The sequence below is a fragment of the Pseudomonas sp. rhizo66 genome, from assembly GCF_031931925.1.
Classification (GTDB): Bacteria; Pseudomonadota; Gammaproteobacteria; order Pseudomonadales; family Pseudomonadaceae; genus Aquipseudomonas.
Window position 1 is genome coordinate 176,457 of record NZ_JAUJWZ010000014.1, and the last position, 18,625, is coordinate 195,081.

General features: G+C 53.9%; 19 protein-coding genes. 8 read left to right on the forward strand and 11 right to left on the reverse strand.

Going from position 1 to position 18,625, the window contains the following annotated elements:
• Nucleotides 1–112: 112 nt before the first annotated feature.
• Both QZR14_RS18000 and QZR14_RS18005 read right to left on the reverse strand, forming a co-directional pair.
• Nucleotides 113–1,180: a diguanylate cyclase gene (locus tag QZR14_RS18000; protein ID WP_311997301.1), complete on the reverse strand. Its 1,068-nt coding sequence runs from the start codon at nt 1,178–1,180 to the stop codon at nt 113–115.
• Nucleotides 1,181–1,336: 156 nt separating this feature from the next.
• Nucleotides 1,337–1,945 (reverse strand): TetR/AcrR family transcriptional regulator, encoded by a 609-nt coding sequence (locus tag QZR14_RS18005; protein ID WP_311997285.1) that lies wholly within the window; start codon nt 1,943–1,945, stop codon nt 1,337–1,339.
• Nucleotides 1,946–2,160: 215 nt separating this feature from the next.
• Between QZR14_RS18005 and QZR14_RS18010 the strand changes: the two genes are divergently transcribed.
• Nucleotides 2,161–3,216 (forward strand): MBL fold metallo-hydrolase, encoded by a 1,056-nt coding sequence (locus tag QZR14_RS18010; RefSeq protein ID WP_311997286.1) that lies wholly within the window; start codon nt 2,161–2,163, stop codon nt 3,214–3,216.
• Nucleotides 3,217–3,227: 11 nt separating this feature from the next.
• Here QZR14_RS18010 and QZR14_RS18015 read toward each other — a convergent pair whose 3' ends face one another.
• From QZR14_RS18015 to QZR14_RS18030, 4 genes are all read right to left on the reverse strand, one after another.
• Complete coding sequence (locus QZR14_RS18015) at nt 3,228–3,548, reverse strand: helix-turn-helix domain-containing protein (protein ID WP_095048140.1); 321 nt, start codon at nt 3,546–3,548, stop codon at nt 3,228–3,230.
• Nucleotides 3,535–3,903 carry a type II toxin-antitoxin system RelE/ParE family toxin gene (locus QZR14_RS18020; protein WP_083368143.1) on the reverse strand — a complete coding sequence of 123 codons (369 nt, stop codon included), beginning with the start codon at nt 3,901–3,903 and terminating at the stop codon, nt 3,535–3,537. The genes QZR14_RS18015 and QZR14_RS18020 overlap by 14 nt, the downstream gene beginning before the upstream one ends.
• Before the next feature lie 42 nt (nt 3,904–3,945).
• Nucleotides 3,946–4,263, reverse strand: coding sequence for an XRE family transcriptional regulator (locus QZR14_RS18025; protein ID WP_311997287.1), 318 nt, complete (start codon nt 4,261–4,263; stop codon nt 3,946–3,948).
• A gap of 93 nt (nt 4,264–4,356) precedes the next feature.
• A complete protein-coding gene (locus tag QZR14_RS18030) occupies nt 4,357–5,124 on the reverse strand; it encodes an AraC family transcriptional regulator (protein WP_311997288.1) in 768 nt (255 codons plus the stop codon).
• Nucleotides 5,125–5,235: 111 nt separating this feature from the next.
• On the opposite strand from QZR14_RS18030, the gene QZR14_RS18035 reads away from it, so the two are divergent.
• From QZR14_RS18035 to QZR14_RS18045, 3 genes are all read left to right on the forward strand, one after another.
• Nucleotides 5,236–6,051, forward strand: a complete 816-nt coding sequence (locus tag QZR14_RS18035; RefSeq protein ID WP_311997289.1) for a sulfite exporter TauE/SafE family protein — start codon at nt 5,236–5,238, stop codon at nt 6,049–6,051.
• 76 nt (nt 6,052–6,127) lie between these two features.
• Nucleotides 6,128–6,847, forward strand: a complete 720-nt coding sequence (locus QZR14_RS18040) for a DUF6933 domain-containing protein (RefSeq protein ID WP_250607997.1) — start codon at nt 6,128–6,130, stop codon at nt 6,845–6,847.
• 86 nt (nt 6,848–6,933) lie between these two features.
• Nucleotides 6,934–8,124, forward strand: a complete 1,191-nt coding sequence (locus tag QZR14_RS18045; protein WP_311997290.1) for a hypothetical protein — start codon at nt 6,934–6,936, stop codon at nt 8,122–8,124.
• Between the two features lie 4 nt (nt 8,125–8,128).
• Here QZR14_RS18045 and QZR14_RS18050 read toward each other — a convergent pair whose 3' ends face one another.
• From QZR14_RS18050 to QZR14_RS18060, 3 genes are all read right to left on the reverse strand, one after another.
• Nucleotides 8,129–9,118, reverse strand: coding sequence for a hypothetical protein (locus tag QZR14_RS18050; protein WP_311997291.1), 990 nt, complete (start codon nt 9,116–9,118; stop codon nt 8,129–8,131).
• Nucleotides 9,119–9,416: 298 nt separating this feature from the next.
• A complete protein-coding gene (locus tag QZR14_RS18055; protein ID WP_311997292.1) occupies nt 9,417–10,151 on the reverse strand; it encodes an HNH endonuclease in 735 nt (244 codons plus the stop codon).
• Between the two features lie 114 nt (nt 10,152–10,265).
• Nucleotides 10,266–10,796 carry a BRO-N domain-containing protein gene (locus QZR14_RS18060; RefSeq protein WP_311997293.1) on the reverse strand — a complete coding sequence of 177 codons (531 nt, stop codon included), beginning with the start codon at nt 10,794–10,796 and terminating at the stop codon, nt 10,266–10,268.
• A gap of 450 nt (nt 10,797–11,246) precedes the next feature.
• Between QZR14_RS18060 and dgt the strand changes: the two genes are divergently transcribed.
• The 3 genes from dgt to QZR14_RS18075 all read left to right on the forward strand — a co-directional run bounded on the left by dgt (nt 11,247) and on the right by QZR14_RS18075 (nt 13,904).
• A complete protein-coding gene (dgt, locus tag QZR14_RS18065; RefSeq protein WP_311997294.1) occupies nt 11,247–12,650 on the forward strand; it encodes a dGTP triphosphohydrolase in 1,404 nt (467 codons plus the stop codon).
• Entirely contained in the window at nt 12,631–13,410 is a 780-nt protein-coding gene (locus tag QZR14_RS18070; protein ID WP_311997295.1) for a hypothetical protein, read from the forward strand. Before dgt ends, QZR14_RS18070 begins: the two co-directional genes overlap by 20 nt.
• Nucleotides 13,411–13,475: 65 nt before the next feature.
• Complete coding sequence (locus QZR14_RS18075; protein WP_311997296.1) at nt 13,476–13,904, forward strand: hypothetical protein; 429 nt, start codon at nt 13,476–13,478, stop codon at nt 13,902–13,904.
• A 98-nt stretch (nt 13,905–14,002) separates the two neighbouring features.
• Here the strand turns inward: QZR14_RS18075 and QZR14_RS18080 are convergent, their stop codons facing one another.
• A complete protein-coding gene (locus tag QZR14_RS18080; RefSeq protein WP_047599662.1) occupies nt 14,003–15,253 on the reverse strand; it encodes a ribonucleotide-diphosphate reductase subunit beta in 1,251 nt (416 codons plus the stop codon).
• Nucleotides 15,254–15,795: 542 nt separating this feature from the next.
• Complete coding sequence (locus tag QZR14_RS18085) at nt 15,796–16,056, reverse strand: DUF2790 domain-containing protein (RefSeq protein WP_311997297.1); 261 nt, start codon at nt 16,054–16,056, stop codon at nt 15,796–15,798.
• A gap of 474 nt (nt 16,057–16,530) precedes the next feature.
• Here QZR14_RS18085 and acs point away from each other — a divergent pair, with 474 nt between their 5' ends.
• Complete coding sequence (gene acs, locus QZR14_RS18090) at nt 16,531–18,486, forward strand: acetate--CoA ligase (protein ID WP_250608008.1); 1,956 nt, start codon at nt 16,531–16,533, stop codon at nt 18,484–18,486.
• The last annotated feature ends 139 nt before the right edge of the window (nt 18,487–18,625 follow it).

Below are 18,625 nucleotides of genomic sequence, written 5' to 3' on the forward strand. Positions count from 1 at the left end.
CATTCGGCAATGACTGCTCAATGCCAGCATTCCGTAGCTGGCAGATGGCTACTTATACAAAACTTCATAAAGTTGTACAAGGAAGTATTTTTTTATAATTTTGTATAACTTTTTAGGCGTTGGCGTTGTCCGTCGCGGTCTTGCTCAAGGCCACGCTGATGGTGTTACGGCCCGTGTGTTTCGCGGTGTAGAGCGCTTTATCGGCATCGTCCAGCCAGTCGAGGGCATCCTTGTACAAAGGCTGATACCGCGCCAAACCGATACTCAGGCTCACTCGCAACGCTGTCACGTGCGGATGACGATAGTGCTGCAACGCCTCGCGCAATTGCTCCATCAGCGCTTCGGCCTTGTGCAGGGGCATTGTCGGCAGGATTACGCAGAACTCGTCACCGCCGTAGCGCCCGGCCAATTCGTATTGATCGAGCAGGCGTTTGAGCTCCTGACTCAAATGCCGCAGCACCTCATCGCCGACGATGTGCCCGAAGCTGTCGTTGATCTCCTTGAAATGGTCGATGTCGATCAGCGCCAGCGTGGCTTGGGTGTTGTGTCGGCGGCACTGCTGGAATCTCAAGTGCAGCAGGTCCTTCCAGGCCCCGTGGTTGAGCAGGCCGGTGAGGCTGTCGGTACGGCTGAGGGCGCTCAGTGCGCGTTTGTGTTGGGACAGTTTGATCGCCAGGCGATAACAGACCATGCCCAGCGCCAACGGATACAGGGTGAGCATCGGCAGGCAGGCCCAGACTTGCACCTGCGTCATCGTCAGGCTGAATTTGACACCAAAAATCGCCCAGCCCAGCAGCATGCCAGCGAGTTGGGCGAGGGCGCCAAACACGAACAGACGTTGGCCGCCGGCGGCGACGTTGTTCATCGTCATCATCGACAGAATGGTCACGGTAGTCAGCGGGTTGAACTGAAAGCACGCCGTCCAGAAACCGCCGAACATCGAGTCGTATAACAAATTGCGGCGTTCAGCCTGATACGGGAACGTCGAGCGGGTGGAGATCTGGTAAGCCAAGTGTGGCCAGGCGAAGCCGTTGAACAACAACAGCGCCCACAGCCAGTCGGGCATGTTCAGCGGATACAACGCCGCAGCGACGCTAAAGAATCCCACGCCCAGACCAATGGCTCTGGGCAGATAAATACGTCTGGCGAATGACAAGCCTTTGCCGCGTTGGTTTTCCATGATGCCCTGCGCGAAATTCATCCTGAAATACTTTGCAGTATTTTCTCAGGCTAACCGTTCGTCGGTCGATTGTCGGACATTGTCATTTATTCCAACGGGAATAATCAGTGTCCTTCCGAGCCATTTAATCGTTGTTTCGCGCGGGAGAAGGGCGATTTAGAGCTGATAGCGGGACAGAAACATCTCCAGTGCCGATTCGGCGACGGTGTTCTGCATATCGACATCGAGGGCGGCACGGCCCATCGACATCTGCGGCCAGAAAGCAAAGGTCTTGAGCAAGCCTTGTACTTGATGTGCGGCGAATTCCGGATCGACCGGTTTCAGCCGACCGTCCGCCTGTGCGGCGCGTATCCACACGGTCAGACCTTCCTCGCGCTCGCCCATGCGCTCGATCATGTTCTGCGCACGCTCCGGCGAGTGAATGGTGGCGGCAATCGCCACGCGCGCCAGGGTCAGGAAATTCTCGTCAGCCATCAACTGCACCTTGGCCTGAAGCATCTGCCGTAATTGCTCGCGCAAGGGCTGATCGCGGCTATAAACGACGGAAGGCTCGGCACTGATGCGTGCCCACAACTGGTTGAGAATTTCGGCGAACAACTCTTCTTTGCTGGGGAAATGGTTGTACACCGTACGTTTCGACACACCGGCGGTGGCGGCAATCTTGTCCATGCTGGTGATCTCGAAACCGTGGGCACGGAACTCGGCAATCGCCGCCTGGATAATGGCTTCGCGTTTACGGTCGGTGAGGCGCTGTGGAGCTGTCATAAGTACGCTTCGGCAGAGAAAGGGTGAAATTACACTTGGCAGTTTACTTGTCATCCGCTTTGATGCAACCTAGAAACTACACCGAGCAGTGTAATGTTGCGTTAATCCTCGCAACCTAAAAAACAGAAGTTCGGCCTATGCGTGCAGCTTTGGCCATTTATCGTCCCACCGTGGAAAAACCGTGAATTGCGCGGTTTTTCTGGAGTCATTCAGTCATGGCCAATCCAGTTTCGATCCCGGATAACACATCCACGCCTGAAGCCTCGCGGCAGCATCAGGGGCTGTTTCGCAATCATGCACCCGTGCAACGTGAAGGCGTACGCAAAATGCTGCGGATCATGTGGAACATGATTTTCCACAAGCCGCGCAACACCCGGCCCGCCGCGCCGATCCCGGTGCAGGCGTTGACTCGGGAAGAGCTATTGGCGGCGCCCAACCACAGCGTCTATCGACTCGGTCACTCGACCCTGTTGCTGAAGCTGCGCGACAAATTCTTCATCACCGACCCGGTCTTCGCCGAGCGCGCATCGCCGGTGCAGTGGGCCGGGCCGAAACGCTTCCACCAGCCACCGATCAGCATCGACCAGTTGCCGCCGATCGAAGCGGTGATCCTGTCGCACAACCATTACGACCACCTCGATTACCAGGCCGTGCTCAGACTGGCCGCCAAGACCAACCTGTTCCTGACCCCGCTGGGCGTCGGCGACACCCTGATCAAATGGGGCATCGAAGCCAGCAAGGTCCGCCAATACGATTGGTGGCAGGGCGCCGAGATTGCCGACATCCAGTTCGTCGCTACACCGTCGCAGCACTTTTCCGGCCGTGGCCTGTTCGATGGCAACAGCTCCCTGTGGGCATCCTGGGTGATGATCGACGGTGACAAGCGGATCTTCTTCAGCGGCGACAGCGGCTACTTCGACGGCTTCAAACGCATCGGCGAACAGTACGGCCCGTTCGACCTGACCCTGATGGAAACCGGCGCCTACAACGTCGAATGGCCACACGTACACATGCAGCCTGAAGAAACTCTGCAAGCGCACATCGACCTCAAAGGCCGCTGGCTCTTCCCGATCCACAACGGCACCTTCGACCTGGCGATGCACGCCTGGCACGAACCGTTCGACCGTATTCTGGCACTGGCGTGGGAACGCAGTGTTTCGATTACCACGCCGCAGATGGGTGAGGCGTTTAACATCGCTCAACCGCAACGCGGGGAGGCGTGGTGGTTGGCGGTTGAAGGGGAGAGTGAGGCGGTGGTGCAGAGCGCTTAATGAGTTTCAGGTTAAGCAAACACCACTTCAATTCGGCCTTCTTTCCGTGATCGGGGGGCCGATTTCACTACGATCTGCACGTCTCGCCCAAGATGTGAAAGACATTCCATCATTTTGGCTTCACTGATTCCTCGAAATTTTCCCCGCAGCATTTCGGAAAGTTTCGGCTGGGATAATCCAAGGATTTCAGACGCCTGAATCTGAGTGAGATGGCGAGCCTTGATGATCTCGCCGATCTTCGCCGCGAGCTGCGACTTAACCTGCATTTCACTAGCATTGGGCAGTTCGAGGTCTTGGTAGACGTTCCCGCTACCTTTTTCAATTTCTATCATTTTCTGATCCTTTCGCGTGATCCTGAGCGGCTCGAAGACGGTTTCGTATCAGATCAATGTCGGACTGAGCCGTTTTGATTCCGGTAGTCGACTTCTTTTGAAAGCAGTGCAATACATAAATGGCACTGCCGAATCGAACCGTGTAAATGGCGCGGTAGGTGTTGGTATCGAAGTCTTCGATCAGCTCTAGCACACCTGCGCCTCCAAACCCTTTCAGGGGTTTTGCATCCGGATGCTTCAAGCCACTCTGGGCCAAATCCAGTGCATAACCAAAAACATCCTGTACGTCTGTGGGCATCTGCTTGAGATCTTTCTTGCTACTGCAGACCCACAAGAGCGGCTTCCTTGCACTCATGCGAAAATATACCTATTTAGGAATAAAGATCAACTCGTTCTCTCAATCAGCCATCGCAAAATCCCCACGGCCCACCGCTTCCGACGAAACGCCCTGAGAACTCGCACTACGCCCCGGCGCAAACCCGGGAAAGAACACCAGCCCCTGCGCCTCGAACCGATAAGCCAGCGCCAGTCGCACCGCATCCGCGACATCCTGCTGCGCTTCAAAGCGTTGAATGTCTTCAACCGAAACCTCAGCCTCCCGCGAGAGCTGTTCCACGCTCCAGCCCAGCATCGCTCGGGCCTGGACGCAGTGCGTCGGGGTGAACTGGAAAAGGGCAATGCGTTCGAGGATGTGGTTCATCGCAAGAGAGGCCATGGTGTGCTCCGGGCTCAAGAGTGCTGATTGAAAATGTACTGTGTTTTTGTACAGTTGTTTTCGGCCGGGATCAAACGCATTTTTTGATTTGCGCTAATTCGCCGCCTCCAACCAGACGGACGGTGCCTGCCCGAGGATCCGCCGGAACATCGTCGAGAACGCCGCCGGGCTTTCATAACCGAAGTCCAGGGCGATGCGTGTCACCGCTTCACCCGAGGCCAAGCGCGCCAGCGCCAGGACCACGCAAGCCTGCTGCCGCCATTGCCTGAAGCTCAAACCGGTCTGTTGCCGAAACATCCTGTTGAAGGTGCGCAAGCTTATGTGTAACTGCTCGGCCCACTGCTGTGGAGATTGATGGGCGTACGGCTGATGCAGAAAGGTCTGACACAGGGAAAGTAGTTTTCCGTCAGTCGGCAGCGGAATGTGCAACGGCAGTGGCGCACTGCGCGTCAGTTCATGCAGCAACAGGTCGATCAACACGCCATCGCGTCCGCTCAAGTCATAGGCCAGTGGCAGTTCCACCGCCTCCATCAGCAACTGCCGCATCAACGGCGACACACTGATTACCTGGCAACGCTCGCCCAAATCCACTGCGCCCGGCTCGATGTACACGCTGCGAGTGCTGACCCCAAGCATTAACACCTCATGCGCCACCCCCGGCGGGATCCACACCGCGCGCTGCGGCGGCACTACCCAATTGCCGTCATGGGTACTGACCTGCATCACACCGGTCGCGCCATACAACAACTGCGCCCTTCGATGCGTGTGAAAGGGCAGCAGGTGACCGTGGGAATAATCCGTACCGATCGCCACCACGGCGCGCGGCGTGTCATCCAGCAGATTGATCGAAACATTGCGCATCAGGCGTTTCCCAGTGATTGGCGTAAACGCAAACATTATTGGCTGAGTTGCTTAAGCAGGCCAGGCGAAGCCGCATTATCGTCGATCGCTCTCCCTTCACGGACGCCCGCCATGTTCTATTTACTGCTGACCCTCTTCGGCTGCCTGACCGGCATCACCGCCGTGCTGTTCGGCTTCGGCGGCGGCTTCGTCGTGGTGCCGCTGCTGTATCGCCTGCTCACCGCCAGCCACGGCGCCGACGACCCGATTGGCCAATCGGCGATGCACATCGCTGTCGCCACTTCGACTTGCGTGATGATCGTCAACGCCCTGATCGCCACCGACAAACACCGCCGCGCCGGCAACCTGATCCGCCATTACCTGTGGCCGTTGGGCGGGTTTATCGCAATGGGAGCGATCGTGGGGGCAATAGCGGCGGTGTGGGTCAGTGGCGAGGTGATTCGCTATGCGTTCATCGGCTACCTCGGCGTGACCATTGTCGACTGCCTGCTCAGACGAGGATTTCTCACGCAAAACGCTGACGTCATCCCACGCCGACTTGGCGTTATGGAAAATTCCGCAGGTGGCGTAGGCATTGGCGTCATTGCGACGTTTCTTGGTGTAGGAGGAAGCGTCATGACCGTGCCGTTGCTGCGCCGTTGTGGGTTGAGCATGTCGCAAGCGACGTCCATGGCCAATCCGTTGAGCGTGCCGGTGGCAGTGGCGGGGACGCTGACGTACATGGCGTTGGCCGGGTTCAGTCAGGCTGACCTGGGCGCGTGGTTTGTCGGGTATGTGGATTTGCTGGCGTTTGCGCTGCTGACAGTGGGCTCGCTCATCGGGATTCGCTTGGCCGCGCCATGGATTGGGCGGATCCCGGATCGGGTGCATGCCTGGGTCTATATTGGGTTGCTGGTTATTGTGCTGTTGTGCATTTCGGTTAAATGAATCATTGCCAGGCTATAGCGGAAGAAACCAAAATCGATAACTTAACGCTGTGCTCAGCAACGACCAGAGAACCAGGATGTTGATCTTCAATTGCACCGAAGCCGCCAGTAAGTTTTTCAGCCGTGTTCACAAAGGCAAAAAGATCACGCCGGTGGATGCCAAACCGCCGTCCGCAATCATTGAAGATGATGAGCTGAGCGGCGCTGACGAGCAGTGGCTGGTGCACGCGATAACGGTACAACGCAAGCATGTGTTGCTGGTCATTCACGTCAAAACCCGCTATTGCCTGATCTTCGCTGATGCGAAAAAGGCTGACACAGAAGACTTTGTTGATCGATTTGTGGATCGTTGGGTCAAGGGGATAGTGATCAACGCACATCATCATGACCTCGGGCAGTGGCTTAACCCGGAGTTGATGTTGGCGCGGCTGAAACAGACTTGTGAGCATCAACGGTTCTATCGACGTAGCCATCGCAGCGCGCAAAAACACATTGATGAGATTGCATGGATGTTCCAGGACAAGGTCGCCCATACGGGGTCTTTGCCACCGGATGAAATCACCGCGATGGTATTTGACGAGCAAATGAATGACACGCCTAGGAACAGCAAGGGCGCCAAGTCTTACTACTTTCCTGATGAGGAAATGGCCCTTCACTGGCTGCGTCATTACTGCTTCCTTGATGACGTCCAGCTTCATGCTGCCAAGGAACGTCGCCAACAAATGGCTCGGGAAATTGCGGCCCTTGAGCACGAAGCCTGGCTTAAAAAGTACGAGCAGGAAAACTCGAATAGTTAAGCGGCCCCCGCCATAATCCGCAGCGTATTTTTCAGCGTCGGCGCCTATACGCCGACGCGACCTCCGATTCCTTCAAGGATTGATTCATGCTCAAGGGACTGATGCGCCTGGCGCCATATACCGCGGCGCTGTTCACACTGATTTCCACTGCCCATGCTGAAGATGGCCGGCGCGTATTTACCGGTACGTTGGGTAAAACGCCGATTGTCGTGGAGCTAAACACCACGCAGCCGGATGAAGTGACTGGGCGGTATTTCTACGAGAAATATCATCGCGACCTAGCCCTCAGCGGCTCGCTACAAGACAGCACGTTGAACCTTGTTGAAGGTAACAACCGCTACGGTGACGACAAACCGCTACCAACCTTGAAGTTGGAAGAAACCAGCAACGGCTGGCAGGGCGAATGGCAAAGTCCGCAGGGCAAAAAGCTGCCGGTGAAACTCTCCGAGGCCAGACTTCCCGCGCCCACCTCAGCAAATTTGCCGTTCATTGCCGCACTGCCATACGGCGAGCCTTACGAGTATTTGCGTCTGCAGGGACTCAAGCTCAAACCGGCGAAGAAAGAAAACTTCATGGGCTACGACCTGCAATGGTGGACGGAGCCTGAGACAAAGATTTCGCTGTTCAGCGTGGAGTCCGGATTGTCGAAAGATGATCAGCAACGGGTTAACCAGCAGTTGCTCGGGCGCCTCTGGAATGAAGTCATCAGCTATCACGGCTGCCAATTACAGGGCGGGGAGAACGTGGAGTTCATGCAACAGGCAGAACCGAAAATGATCTCGCCAGCCGTGGTCAGCCTGAATATCTCGACCAGCTATTACTGCGGCGGCGCGCATCCCGACTTCGGCGATTCCCCGCTCAATATCGACGTGAAAACCGGCCACCCGCTGTCCCTCGAAGATGTGCTGTGGGTCGGAGAGGGCAAACCGCTGCTACATGCCGAGCGCGACAGCCTAGGCGACAAACCGCTGAGCAAGGACGAAAGTAACGCGCGCTATCAGTACGTGAGCAAAGAGTTGGTACCTTGGGTGATCAAGCAATTCACCGCGCTGTACCCCACAGAAATGAAGGCACCGACGGGAGATGACGACTGCAACTTCCAGGATGAGAGCATCTGGGGCACTTCACCTTGGTACTTCACCGAGAAGGGCTTGTACCTCGGTGCCTACTTCGCTCGCGTACAACGCTCTTGCGATAGACCCGACTGGTCGATCCTGCCGTACTCCCTCGTCAAACAACACCCCGGCGCCGTCAAACTACAACTGCCCCAGAGCTAACCAATCACTCCAGCCCCGGCGCTTCACGAATAATGAAGTGATCCAGGTTCTCGATATTGGCATTGAAGACCTCGAAAGGCTTTTCGGGGTTCTTCTTGCCCGGCACCTGCTTCAACTCCGGAGTCACCCCATAGAAGAAACAGAACAACGCCTTGTCACTATCCACCGCGTGCTTGATCTCCTCCAGAAACGCCTTGCGCTTGCGGTAGTTGTCGATCAGCTTCTTGTTCAGATAAACACTGACCGGGTACGGCTTCTTCTTACTGTCCTCGGGCTTCTTGAACCAGACCTTATCCTCGAAATCGATACGAAAACTGGCACCGCTGTGGAAGTCCTCAATCTTCTTGATTCGCCCCCAGTAAATCAGCCCCTTGTTGTCCGTCAGATACTCAATCTTCTTGAAGAACGAACTGTACGGCGCCGAATGCTCGCCGACCTTCAACGGCATGCGCTTGAGCAACTCCTTGTCCGCGAAGTTCGAAACAAAACACTCCACCGGATGCGCAAACACACTGGTCTTGTCCGGCGCCGACTCACGACTCGCCGACTCTTTAACACTGTCCGCCGCCACTCGCACCGGATCATCGCGCAACACATCCGCAGCTCCCGCGGGCGCGACAGGCTTGCGCACATACTCACGCCGGGTCAGCAACAACTCTGATGGGAAGTGCTCCTCACGCCCGTCATCCACCTCGCCATCCGCCGTCTCAACGCCAGACGCTGAAGCCTTCAAACTCACATACGGACAACCCGCCACATGCTGCGTCGTGGGTAGATTCTTGAAGTGCGGCGTGCGCACGTAATTCACGTTCTTGGCGTTGAACGTGCCCAACTCGTTGGAAGCCTCGAACGCCGAACGACAAGCATCGTTGGGGCACTGGAAGTGTTCCTTCGCAGAGTCAAACGCCACCGTCTCATCGAAATTGAGATCGCGAACATCATAGATCGACAACTTGTCGTCGAGGCTGAGGCAGTAGGCGAGATCGAATTTCATGGTGGGGCTCGGATCCTTGAGTGGGGGAGGGGTATTAATAGCGGGAGGCGGCGCGGGTTGCACTGATTGTTTTCAGGATGATTCGGAATCTGTGGGAGCCAGAGTGCTGGCGATTCTCGGCATCAAGCAGATTTCGATAATCACACCGCAATTGCAGGCCACCCATCACCCTGTGGCGAGGGAGCTTGCTCCCGCTGGGCTGCGAAGCAGCCCCAAAAAAGGTAAATGCGATGACCTAAACAGAGCAAATTATGAGCTTGGCTCTCGCTCTGCAGCCGAGCGGGAATAAGCTCTTTCATCACATAGTTTTGCGGTTCGGGGGCTCACGCTTCAACCGTTTAACCCTGTCATAAAGCGACTCGGTGAACTCCTTGCTGTCATTCGAATGATGGCAGCGCCGATGGCAGTTCGGACAAAGTGCTACAGCGTTGCTGATTCGATCAGAACCCTTATTCGCCAAATGCTTCACGTGATGAACTTCAAGGTAAGGCGAGTCATTTTTAGTGAATGGCGCCGGTTCACCGCACCCTTCACATATCCCTTTGGCTTTCTGACGGATCCAGGCTCTAACCTTCGGGTCACGTATAAATGCAGTGCTTTGGGCGGGAGCGCGCTTCGGCTTCACAATCCCCGCAGGTTCGTCTTCAAGAGGCAGTTTCTCTAGTGCCAAAGCTCTCTGCTCTAGTGCTTCTTCATCCGCAGTCGCAACCGTTGGATCCCCAAGCGTGACCCCTTTGGCAATCAACACTGCTCGGATGGCTGGCTCAACGTTGGCCCCAACGTTTCTAGCTGGCTTGTACCCTTTGATGTATTCCCTATGCATTCTCAATAAAACGGCAGAGATGTTCTGCATGCGGAATTCAACTGAGCCTTCAGTGCGGTTGTGCAACGCAGATGCACGCAGCACGCGATTCTCATGTGCCTTGTTGGATTTTTGGCCGATTCGCTCAAGCTCAAACATTTTCAGGTAGGCATCAACCGCTGCCTCAATCTCAACAACAGTCCAGTCAGTGTCTTTTTTTTTGTCGCTCATAAAATCGCCGAGGGTTGAAAACCCTCGGACGATACTGAGTGGCCATCACGGCTGTCTAGGAAAATTCCTACAGAGATTTGCGACAGTTCTCGCAAGTGATCTCACAAGCAGCACCTAACTCATCAGATGCTTCGACGACTGAAATACGTCTGCAGCCTTTCGCCACCAAGACTTCGGGACAGTCGCTTGCTGTGTCTGACCCTGCAACAGATACGGCATATCTCGTAGCCGAATCCAGCTTTCATCCTGCCAATGCAACAGACTCACGGACATCTCAGGCCATTTCAAAAAACTCAGCATAGGTAGATCTGAATCTTCCGAGGACGCAGCATCGCGTAAGGCTGGAACCACCTGATGGGTCAGCCATTCGCGCAACAGCCGATTCCCTGGGACGTAGTGATACACCAACAGCGCATACACGCCTGACTCACTGAGCATCAACTGCTTCTCAGATTGCCGGTGATACTCAATCAACAGAAAACGATGCTGATCTTTGTCCAGTTTGCTGACCATCCGATCACTGAGATGGACGCCCATCAAGCGACCAATATCGCGTGCGCAAAACCATGGCTGGCCTTCAAGGAGGAGGGCGTGGAGAGAGAGTTTGTGCAGAGTGAAGACAGTCGAACTGTGGGGTTCAGACATAGCTGGCCTCCAGTGCTGGAAGCATGTAGATGATGTTGAGGTTGAAGCTGATTTCCTTCGTGCCGAAGGAGAAATTTGTAGGCATATCCATTTACCTCTGTGTGATGTCAGCTTTCTTAAGGCTGGGTGCCGGGAGCTAAGAAACCCCACACAGAGGGCCGGACATATTCCCCTTTCGGGTCTTTTATTCGCCCACTCCCGGCATAACAGAGTTTTTGATGCGCACGGGGAAACCGTAGGCACAAAAAAGCCGCGACTGTCGGGTGCGGGCAATCCGCTGTGTGAGGTGTTTCTTAGGCACCAGGCAGCGAGCGTATGGGTATGAACGTCAGTTGTCCAGCCAGCGATTCCCGTTGTTGTAACCATACGTGAGAGGGGATTTGCTCTATTAGTCTGCATGAATTCTCCCGTATCATGCGATCTTCTAAAAATCTTTGAAAGGGAACTCAGATGCTCAACTGGACTAAGCTCTTGAATGAGAGTCGTAGAAAGGACAGGTTGAAGGCCGTAGATATATCTGCTACTGCAAATGGTAGATTTGAAATTGAACGGGATTATGATCGGATTTTATTTTCCGCGCCGACAAGAAGGCTGGCGGATAAAACACAAGTTTTTCCTTTAGATAAAAACGACAGTGTTAGAAATAGACTCACACATTCACATGAAGTCGCCACTTTGGCGAGAAGTATCGGTCTGCGTCTGGTTTATGAAAATGAGGGAATTTTTTGTGAAGCTGGATCTAGTGAGTTTTTACAAAGAAGTATTCCAGCATTACTCGCTGCTATAGGGCTGGTGCATGACATGGGCAATCCGCCCTTTGGTCATCAGGGCGAGTACGCGATCAGAAATTGGTTTGTGAAAAATAAGCCGGACATTTTTGGTGAGAGTGATGAGGGAGCGTCTGATTTTTTAAACTTTGATGGTAATGCGCAGACTGTACGACTTGTTTCAAAATTACAGATTTTAAATGATCAGTTTGGCCTTAATCTGACATATGCCACACTTGCAGCTTTGATAAAGTACCCGGTATCGACTGAGGGGATTGATAAGGAAAAGTGGAAGAAACAAGGTTTCTTTAAGTCGGAAGCAAAAATTGTTGCAGAGGTCTGGGAGGCTACCGGTTTGTCAGAGGGTATTAGGCACCCGTTAACCTATATAATGGAAGCCTGCGATGATATTGCTTATTCCGTTCTTGATGCAGAGGATACTGTGAAGAAGGGGCTTGCATCCTATTATGATCTTCTTAGGTATCTAGAAAAAAATTGTGCTGAAGACCCCGTAGCTCAAGGAGTAGTCGCTGCAGCGAGGAAGCATAGCTCTGAGTTTGAACAAGGCTCGCTTAGTCCTCAAGAATTAAATGATTGCTCGATGCAGATGTTTCGAGTTCATGCTATTACCGCGATGGTCAAAGCGGTTGTTGAGCAATTCTCTTTATTGTCAAATGATTTTGTGGGCGGGCAACAAATTTATAAGGGGATTATGAGTGTGTCCCCAGCGGCGAAGTTCTGCAGTGTCCTAAAGGATTTTGACATGGCATACGGCTTCAAACATAAAAGTGTGCTGGAGTTGGAGTTGAGAGGTAATAATTACATTGAAGAAACGATGGATATGCTGTGGGTAGGGATACACGGTAGGTTGAGCAAGGGTTTTAAGTCTGAAACTCCATTTGGGAAATATGTGTATTCAAGGATTTCTGAAAGCTACCGCCGTATATTTTCTGATCCGGGCAACGATTTGTCTGTAGGTTATAAAGAAGCTCAACTTCTTGCGGATGCAATTTCGGGCATGACGGACAGTTATTTAATTACATTGCACTCAGAATTAAAGCCACTCTATGATAGACATTGCAGCTAACAATCAAGCTTTTAAGAAGCGAGTTGTAAGGTTTTTCGACTCGCAAAAAAGAGCTGATGTAATTTATTTTATTGAGCGCCTTTCCGACGTTGGAGAGGTGCTGGTTTTTGGCGGTCTTCTGAGAGATATCGCACTTTTCGGTGCTAAAGATTTTAACTCAGACATCGATTTGGTTATAGATTGCTCCGTTGATTCATTAGCGGTTTTTTTCTCACGCCAAATTGAAGAGTTTCATAGAAACAAATTTGGTGGTTATCGGCTTGAAGTAGGTGGGTGGACAGTCGATGTGTGGCCTATTCGTGAGACTTGGGCCTTCAAGAATAATTACGTCGCATACACTGGTCGAGATAGCTTGCTTCTTACGACTATAACCAATTGGGATGCTGTAGCTTATTCTTTTAAAGAAAAAAAAATAATCTCGTCTCCTTCTTACTTGGAGTGTCTTAGGTTGGGTGAGTTGGATATTGTTCTAGCCGACAATCCTAATGAGGCGGGGGTTTTGATGAGAGTGATTCGAGCTATATGTGATAAGCATGCGAGAATTTTGATGCCCAGGGTTGTTAAGTATTTAAAGCAAGAGTTGCCAAAGTGGAGTGCCGATGAGATTGCCGCGACCCAAGATAAAGTACTGGGAAGGACATATTTGTCTCGGCAGGATTTTTATAATTTTAGAGACGAGATTTTTTCTCTTAAAGAAGATTTGTTTGGAAGTCAAGTGTTGATCAAGGGGCGAAATTTTTCCCTCGCTTTTGATGGGTGATGGCTTGACCTTGGGTGAGGTTGTTCCGGTTGGAGGGATTAATTTGAAATTTGGTAGGAGGGGCAATGTATTTAACCGGAAGGGGGCGTAAGCCTTTTTTAGAGTTTTTGAGAAACTTAACGCCACAAGCGCTAATGTTGTCGATATCATTTGTCGCATTTTTGAAGGTTCGTGAGTTCGGTGTGCAGTTCGATAATCCAACATTTGCAAGGATTTTCACTGGTGTCTTTTGCTTCGCAATGTTTGTGGTTGCTGCTTATGCGAATGCCTCATGTTTTTTGGAGGATGCATTTAAAGTCGAGGAAGTAAGAAAAGTAGAGAAGCTGTCGCTGAAGAATCAGTTTAAGAGTGTTATCGAAAAAATCAGTCGAGCGTGGCGTACTAGTCGATTTCTTTTTGTTGAAATCGTGCTTATGACTTTGGTGGTAGAGTTTGGGCTGGTTGCGGTTTTGTATATGTCTGTAGTATCTGCTCTGAAAATGTCTGGAAGTTAGCTGTGGTGGGTCTAAGAAAAGATCTTCTTAGGTTGGGTATGTTTCAAAAAAAACCTCGCACATGGCGAGGTTTTTATACTAAAAATCTGAAAGATTAATCAATCCCAGCTCAACGCCCCACCAGTCTGATACTCAATAACCCGAGTCTCAAAGAAATTCTTCTCTTTCTTCAAGTCCATAATCTCGCTCATCCAAGGGAACGGGTTAGTCGTCCCTGGATACTCTTCCTTCAAACCAATCTGGCTCAGACGACGGTTAGCGATGAACTTCAGATAATCCTCCATCATCGCCGCGTTCATGCCCAACACCCCGCGAGGCATGGTGTCACGCGCGTATTCGATCTCCAGCTGCGTACCCTGCAGAATCATCTGGGTCGCTTCTTCTTTCATCTCAGCATCCCACAAATGCGGGTTTTCGATTTTGATCTGGTTGATCACGTCGATGCCGAAGTTCAGGTGCATGGATTCGTCGCGCAGGATGTATTGGAACTGCTCGGCGACGCCGGTCATTTTGTTGCGGCGGCCCATGGAGAGGATCTGGGTGAAGCCGCAGTAGAAGAAGATGCCTTCCAGAACGCAGTAGTAGGCGATCAGGTTGCGCAGCAGTTCTTTGTCGGTGTCCGGGGTGCCGGTTTCGAACTTCGGATCGGAGATCGAACGGGTGTACTTCAGGCCCCAGGCTGCCTTTTTGGCGACCGACGGGATCTCGTGGTACATGTTGAAAATTTCGCCTTCATCCATGGCCAGCGATTCGATGCAGTACTGGTAGGCGTGGGTGTGGATCGCCTCTTCGAAGGCCTGGCGCAGGATGTACTGGCGGCATTCCGGGTTGGTGATCAGGCGGTACACGGCCAGGACCAGGTTGTTGGCAACCAGGGAGTCGGCGGTGGAGAAGAAGCCGAGGTTGCGCATCACGATGCGGCGCTCGTCGTCGGTCAGGCCTTCCGGGTTTTTCCAGAGGGCGATGTCGGCGGTCATGTTGACTTCTTGCGGCATCCAGTGGTTTGCGCAGCCGTCCAGGTACTTCTGCCAGGCCCAGTCGTACTTGAAGGGTACGAGTTGGTTGAGGTCGGCGCGGCAGTTGATCATGCGCTTTTCGTCAACGGCGACACGGGCGGAGGCGCCTTCGAGTTCGGCGAGGCCTTCGGCGACGTCGAGGGAGTTCAGTGCAGCCTTGGCGCGGGCCACGGCGGCCGAGTCGTCGGCGGTCACGGCGCGGGCTTCCAGCGCTGCGGCGCCGCCGGCGTTGTCGAGGCGGTCCATGTTGGCTTCAGTAGCGTGGCCGGCGTTGGCGCCTTTCACTGCTGCTACTTCACTGTCTTCTTTGTCGAATTCGTCCCAGCTCAGCATGACGTGTCGTCTCCTGCGTGAGGGCCTGTGCCCGTGTGAAACCTGATTGGTTGGTTTTTCACACGGTCGTACAGACCGCGTTGGATGTCGTTTTTTGCAGCGATGCACGCAGGCAAATAAACAGAAATTTTGACGGGTTCCGAGAGCCTCTGATGGGCGCAATCAGCGTTGAACGCTGCTGCGGGGCTTCAGAATGGCTTTTGATCCCTGTAAGGGAATATTGCTGACCCGTATGGGCCGGCATTATAGGGAAAAAAACACGGCTGTGCTGAGGCGAATCCGCGCATGGAGCGGTCGGGGAGGGTGGTTTTTCGACGAGAGTGAGGGTTTACAGGGCTTTGCCGGGGATAGATTTTTTTTCGTAAAAATCTCGCCATTGTGAATTTGCTCAAAAAACGAACAAAAAAACCGGTTTTTCACTACATCTAGTGTTTTGCAAGCATTTTTGACGACTTCAAACACAACTGAGCCCGACCGAAGTCGGGCTGGAATCGACCCTCAATGAAGCGCTGAGAGATCCAATTCGGTGCAGTCTCGAATCATCAATTGGTGCAGCCGTTGCCCATGATGCTGTAACGCAGGATGTGACGCTGACCTTTGGAGTCGTCGTATTCCATTTTGGCCGGAACCACTTCACAGACATTCGGAACTTCGCTCATCGACACGACTTTGGCGATGTCCAGATGAGTCGAGTAAGTGTATTCCTCAACAACCGGTTGTTGCTGCGCGACATCAGTCGGAGCCTCATCTGCCATGGCGGTTGCGCACAGACTGCTGAGGGCCAGAACCAATAAAGCTTTCATTCGGATTTACCTTTTTGAGGTCGAGTGGGGTCACGCAACCTTTTTAGGGTTGCGTGTGGAACTTCATCATTTGCGGTTATTACTTGAGAGCTGGATTAACGGCCTTCGTGGGGGCTGTAACGTTGTTAATCGCGTTTGCCTTGTCGGCGAGGTGAATTTTAGGGAGATGGGGCGGGGGTAAACAGAGCGGGTTTTGATAAACACCTTTGGCAGATTTGGTAACAATCCCCGAAATCCCCCTGTAGGAGCTGCCGAAGGCTGCGATCGTTTGATCTGGATGTTTAGAAGCAAGATCAAAAAGATCGCAGCCTTCGGCAGCTCCTACAGGCGGCGTGGGGCTAGGGGTTGAGGGTTTTGGTTCGGTATCGCTACGACTTGTAGGGGCTTGTTACTACCATCGTCGAATGGTTCTATGGGGCCGGCCCGGATACAACGGGGTCATACAAAAACAACTATTACACCGAGGTAGGAAAGATGAGTGCGGCTTCTCTGTATCCCGTTCGTCCCGAGGTTCTGGCTAACACGCTGACTGACGAGGCGACCTACAAAGCCATGTACCAGCAGTCGGTCGTCAACCCTGACGGCTTCTGGCGCGAGCAAGCCAAGCGTCTCGACTGGATCAAGCCTTTCACCACGGTGAAACAGACGTCGTTCGACGATCACCATGTCGACATCAAGTGGTTTGCCGACGGCACCCTGAACGTTTCCTACAACTGCCTCGACCGTCACCTGGCCGAGCGCGGCGATCAAGTGGCGATCATCTGGGAAGGCGACGATCCTTCCGAGAGCCGCAACATCACCTACCGCGAACTGCACGAACAAGTGTGCAAACTGGCCAACGCCCTGCGTGGTCAGGACGTGCACCGCGGTGACGTGGTGACCATTTATATGCCGATGATTCCCGAAGCCGTGGTCGCCATGCTGGCCTGCACCCGAATCGGCGCGATTCACTCGGTGGTGTTCGGCGGTTTCTCGCCGGAAGCCCTGGCCGGTCGCATCATCGACTGCAAATCGAAAGTGGTGATCACCGCTGACGAAGGCATTCGCGCTGGCAAGAAGATTTCCCTCAAGGCCAACGTCGACGACGCGCTGACCAATCCGGAAACCAGCAGCATCCAGAAAGTCATCGTGTGCAAGCGCACCGGTGGCGACATCAAGTGGAACCAGCATCGCGACATCTGGTACGAAGACCTGATGAAAGTGGCGGGCACCGTGTGCGCGCCGAAAGAGATGGGCGCCGAAGAAGCGCTGTTCATCCTTTATACCTCCGGTTCGACCGGCAAGCCGAAGGGCGTGCAACACACCACCGGTGGTTATCTGCTGTACGCGGCGATGACCCACGAGCGCGTGTTCGACTACCGCCCGGGCGAAATCTACTGGTGCACCGCCGACGTCGGCTGGGTCACCGGCCACAGCTACATTGTCTACGGCCCGCTGGCCAATGGCGCGACCACGCTGCTGTTCGAAGGCGTGCCGAACTACCCGGACATCACCCGGGTGGCGAAGATTGTCGACAAGCACAAGGTCAACATCCTCTACACCGCGCCGACCGCGATCCGCGCGATGATGGCGTCGGGCACCGCCGCTGTTGAAGGCGCCGATGGCAGCAGTCTGCGTCTGCTCGGTTCGGTGGGCGAGCCGATCAACCCGGAAGCGTGGGACTGGTACTACAAGAATGTCGGCAAGTCGCGTTGCCCGATCGTCGATACCTGGTGGCAGACCGAGACCGGCGGCAACATGATGAGCCCGCTGCCGGGTGCTCACGCGCTGAAGCCGGGTTCGGCGGCGCGTCCGTTCTTTGGTGTAGTGCCGGCGCTGGTCGACAACCTCGGTAACATCATCGAGGGCGAGGCTGAAGGCAATCTGGTGATTCTTGATTCGTGGCCAGGTCAGGCGCGTACGTTGTATGGCGATCACGATCGTTTCGTTGATACCTACTTCAAGACCTTCCGCGGCATGTACTTCACCGGTGACGGTGCGCGTCGTGACGCCGATGGTTACTACTGGATCACCGGGCGTGTGGACGACGTGCTGAACGTCTCCGGTCACCGCATGGGCACTGCCGAGATCGAGAGCGCGATGGTTGCGCATCCGAAGGTTGCCGAGGCGGCAGTGGTCGGCGTGCCGCATGACATCAAGGGCCAGGGCATCTATGTCTATGTCACCTTGAAGAATGGCGAGGAGCCAACCGAGCAGTTGCGCCTGGAGCTGAAGAACTGGGTGCGTAAAGAGATCGGCCCGATTGCTTCGCCGGATGTGATCCAGTGGGCACCGGGGCTGCCGAAGACCCGCTCGGGCAAAATCATGCGCCGGATTCTGCGCAAGATTGCCACGGCGGAATATGACGGGTTGGGCGATATCTCGACCCTGGCGGATCCGGGTGTGGTGCAGCATTTGATTGATACGCACAAGACCATGAATGTTGCTTAAGTAGCAGGTATGAAAAGAGGAAAGCCCTGTCCGGTGTATGCCGGGCGGGGCTTTTTTGTGTCTGGAGGTTTTGTGCTGGCAGGGCTGACCTCATCGCTGGCAAGCCAGCTCCCACAGGTTTTGTGGTGTGTTGGAGATT

What these genes read in the sequence shown, in the direction of transcription:
- QZR14_RS18005 (WP_311997285.1), bottom strand. Translation starts at nt 1,945, where the DNA reads ATGACAGCTCCACAGCGCCTCACCGACCGTAAACGCGAAGCCATTATC.
- QZR14_RS18030 (WP_311997288.1), bottom strand. Translation starts at nt 5,124, where the DNA reads ATGCGCAATGTTTCGATCAATCTGCTGGATGACACGCCGCGCGCCGTG.
- QZR14_RS18070 (WP_311997295.1), top strand. Translation starts at nt 12,631, where the DNA reads ATGATAGACATTGCAGCTAACAATCAAGCTTTTAAGAAGCGAGTTGTA.
- QZR14_RS18045 (WP_311997290.1), top strand. Translation starts at nt 6,934, where the DNA reads ATGCTCAAGGGACTGATGCGCCTGGCGCCATATACCGCGGCGCTGTTC.
- dgt (WP_311997294.1), top strand. Translation starts at nt 11,247, where the DNA reads ATGCTCAACTGGACTAAGCTCTTGAATGAGAGTCGTAGAAAGGACAGG.
- QZR14_RS18050 (WP_311997291.1), bottom strand. Translation starts at nt 9,118, where the DNA reads ATGAAATTCGATCTCGCCTACTGCCTCAGCCTCGACGACAAGTTGTCG.
- QZR14_RS18040 (WP_250607997.1), top strand. Translation starts at nt 6,128, where the DNA reads ATGTTGATCTTCAATTGCACCGAAGCCGCCAGTAAGTTTTTCAGCCGT.
- QZR14_RS18035 (WP_311997289.1), top strand. Translation starts at nt 5,236, where the DNA reads ATGTTCTATTTACTGCTGACCCTCTTCGGCTGCCTGACCGGCATCACC.
- QZR14_RS18080 (WP_047599662.1), bottom strand. Translation starts at nt 15,253, where the DNA reads ATGCTGAGCTGGGACGAATTCGACAAAGAAGACAGTGAAGTAGCAGCA.
- QZR14_RS18020 (WP_083368143.1), bottom strand. Translation starts at nt 3,903, where the DNA reads ATGAGTGCAAGGAAGCCGCTCTTGTGGGTCTGCAGTAGCAAGAAAGAT.
- QZR14_RS18015 (WP_095048140.1), bottom strand. Translation starts at nt 3,548, where the DNA reads ATGATAGAAATTGAAAAAGGTAGCGGGAACGTCTACCAAGACCTCGAA.
- QZR14_RS18025 (WP_311997287.1), bottom strand. Translation starts at nt 4,263, where the DNA reads ATGGCCTCTCTTGCGATGAACCACATCCTCGAACGCATTGCCCTTTTC.
- QZR14_RS18000 (WP_311997301.1), bottom strand. Translation starts at nt 1,180, where the DNA reads ATGGAAAACCAACGCGGCAAAGGCTTGTCATTCGCCAGACGTATTTAT.
- QZR14_RS18010 (WP_311997286.1), top strand. Translation starts at nt 2,161, where the DNA reads ATGGCCAATCCAGTTTCGATCCCGGATAACACATCCACGCCTGAAGCC.
- QZR14_RS18055 (WP_311997292.1), bottom strand. Translation starts at nt 10,151, where the DNA reads ATGAGCGACAAAAAAAAAGACACTGACTGGACTGTTGTTGAGATTGAG.
- QZR14_RS18085 (WP_311997297.1), bottom strand. Translation starts at nt 16,056, where the DNA reads ATGAAAGCTTTATTGGTTCTGGCCCTCAGCAGTCTGTGCGCAACCGCC.
- QZR14_RS18075 (WP_311997296.1), top strand. Translation starts at nt 13,476, where the DNA reads ATGTATTTAACCGGAAGGGGGCGTAAGCCTTTTTTAGAGTTTTTGAGA.
- acs (WP_250608008.1), top strand. Translation starts at nt 16,531, where the DNA reads ATGAGTGCGGCTTCTCTGTATCCCGTTCGTCCCGAGGTTCTGGCTAAC.
- QZR14_RS18060 (WP_311997293.1), bottom strand. Translation starts at nt 10,796, where the DNA reads ATGTCTGAACCCCACAGTTCGACTGTCTTCACTCTGCACAAACTCTCT.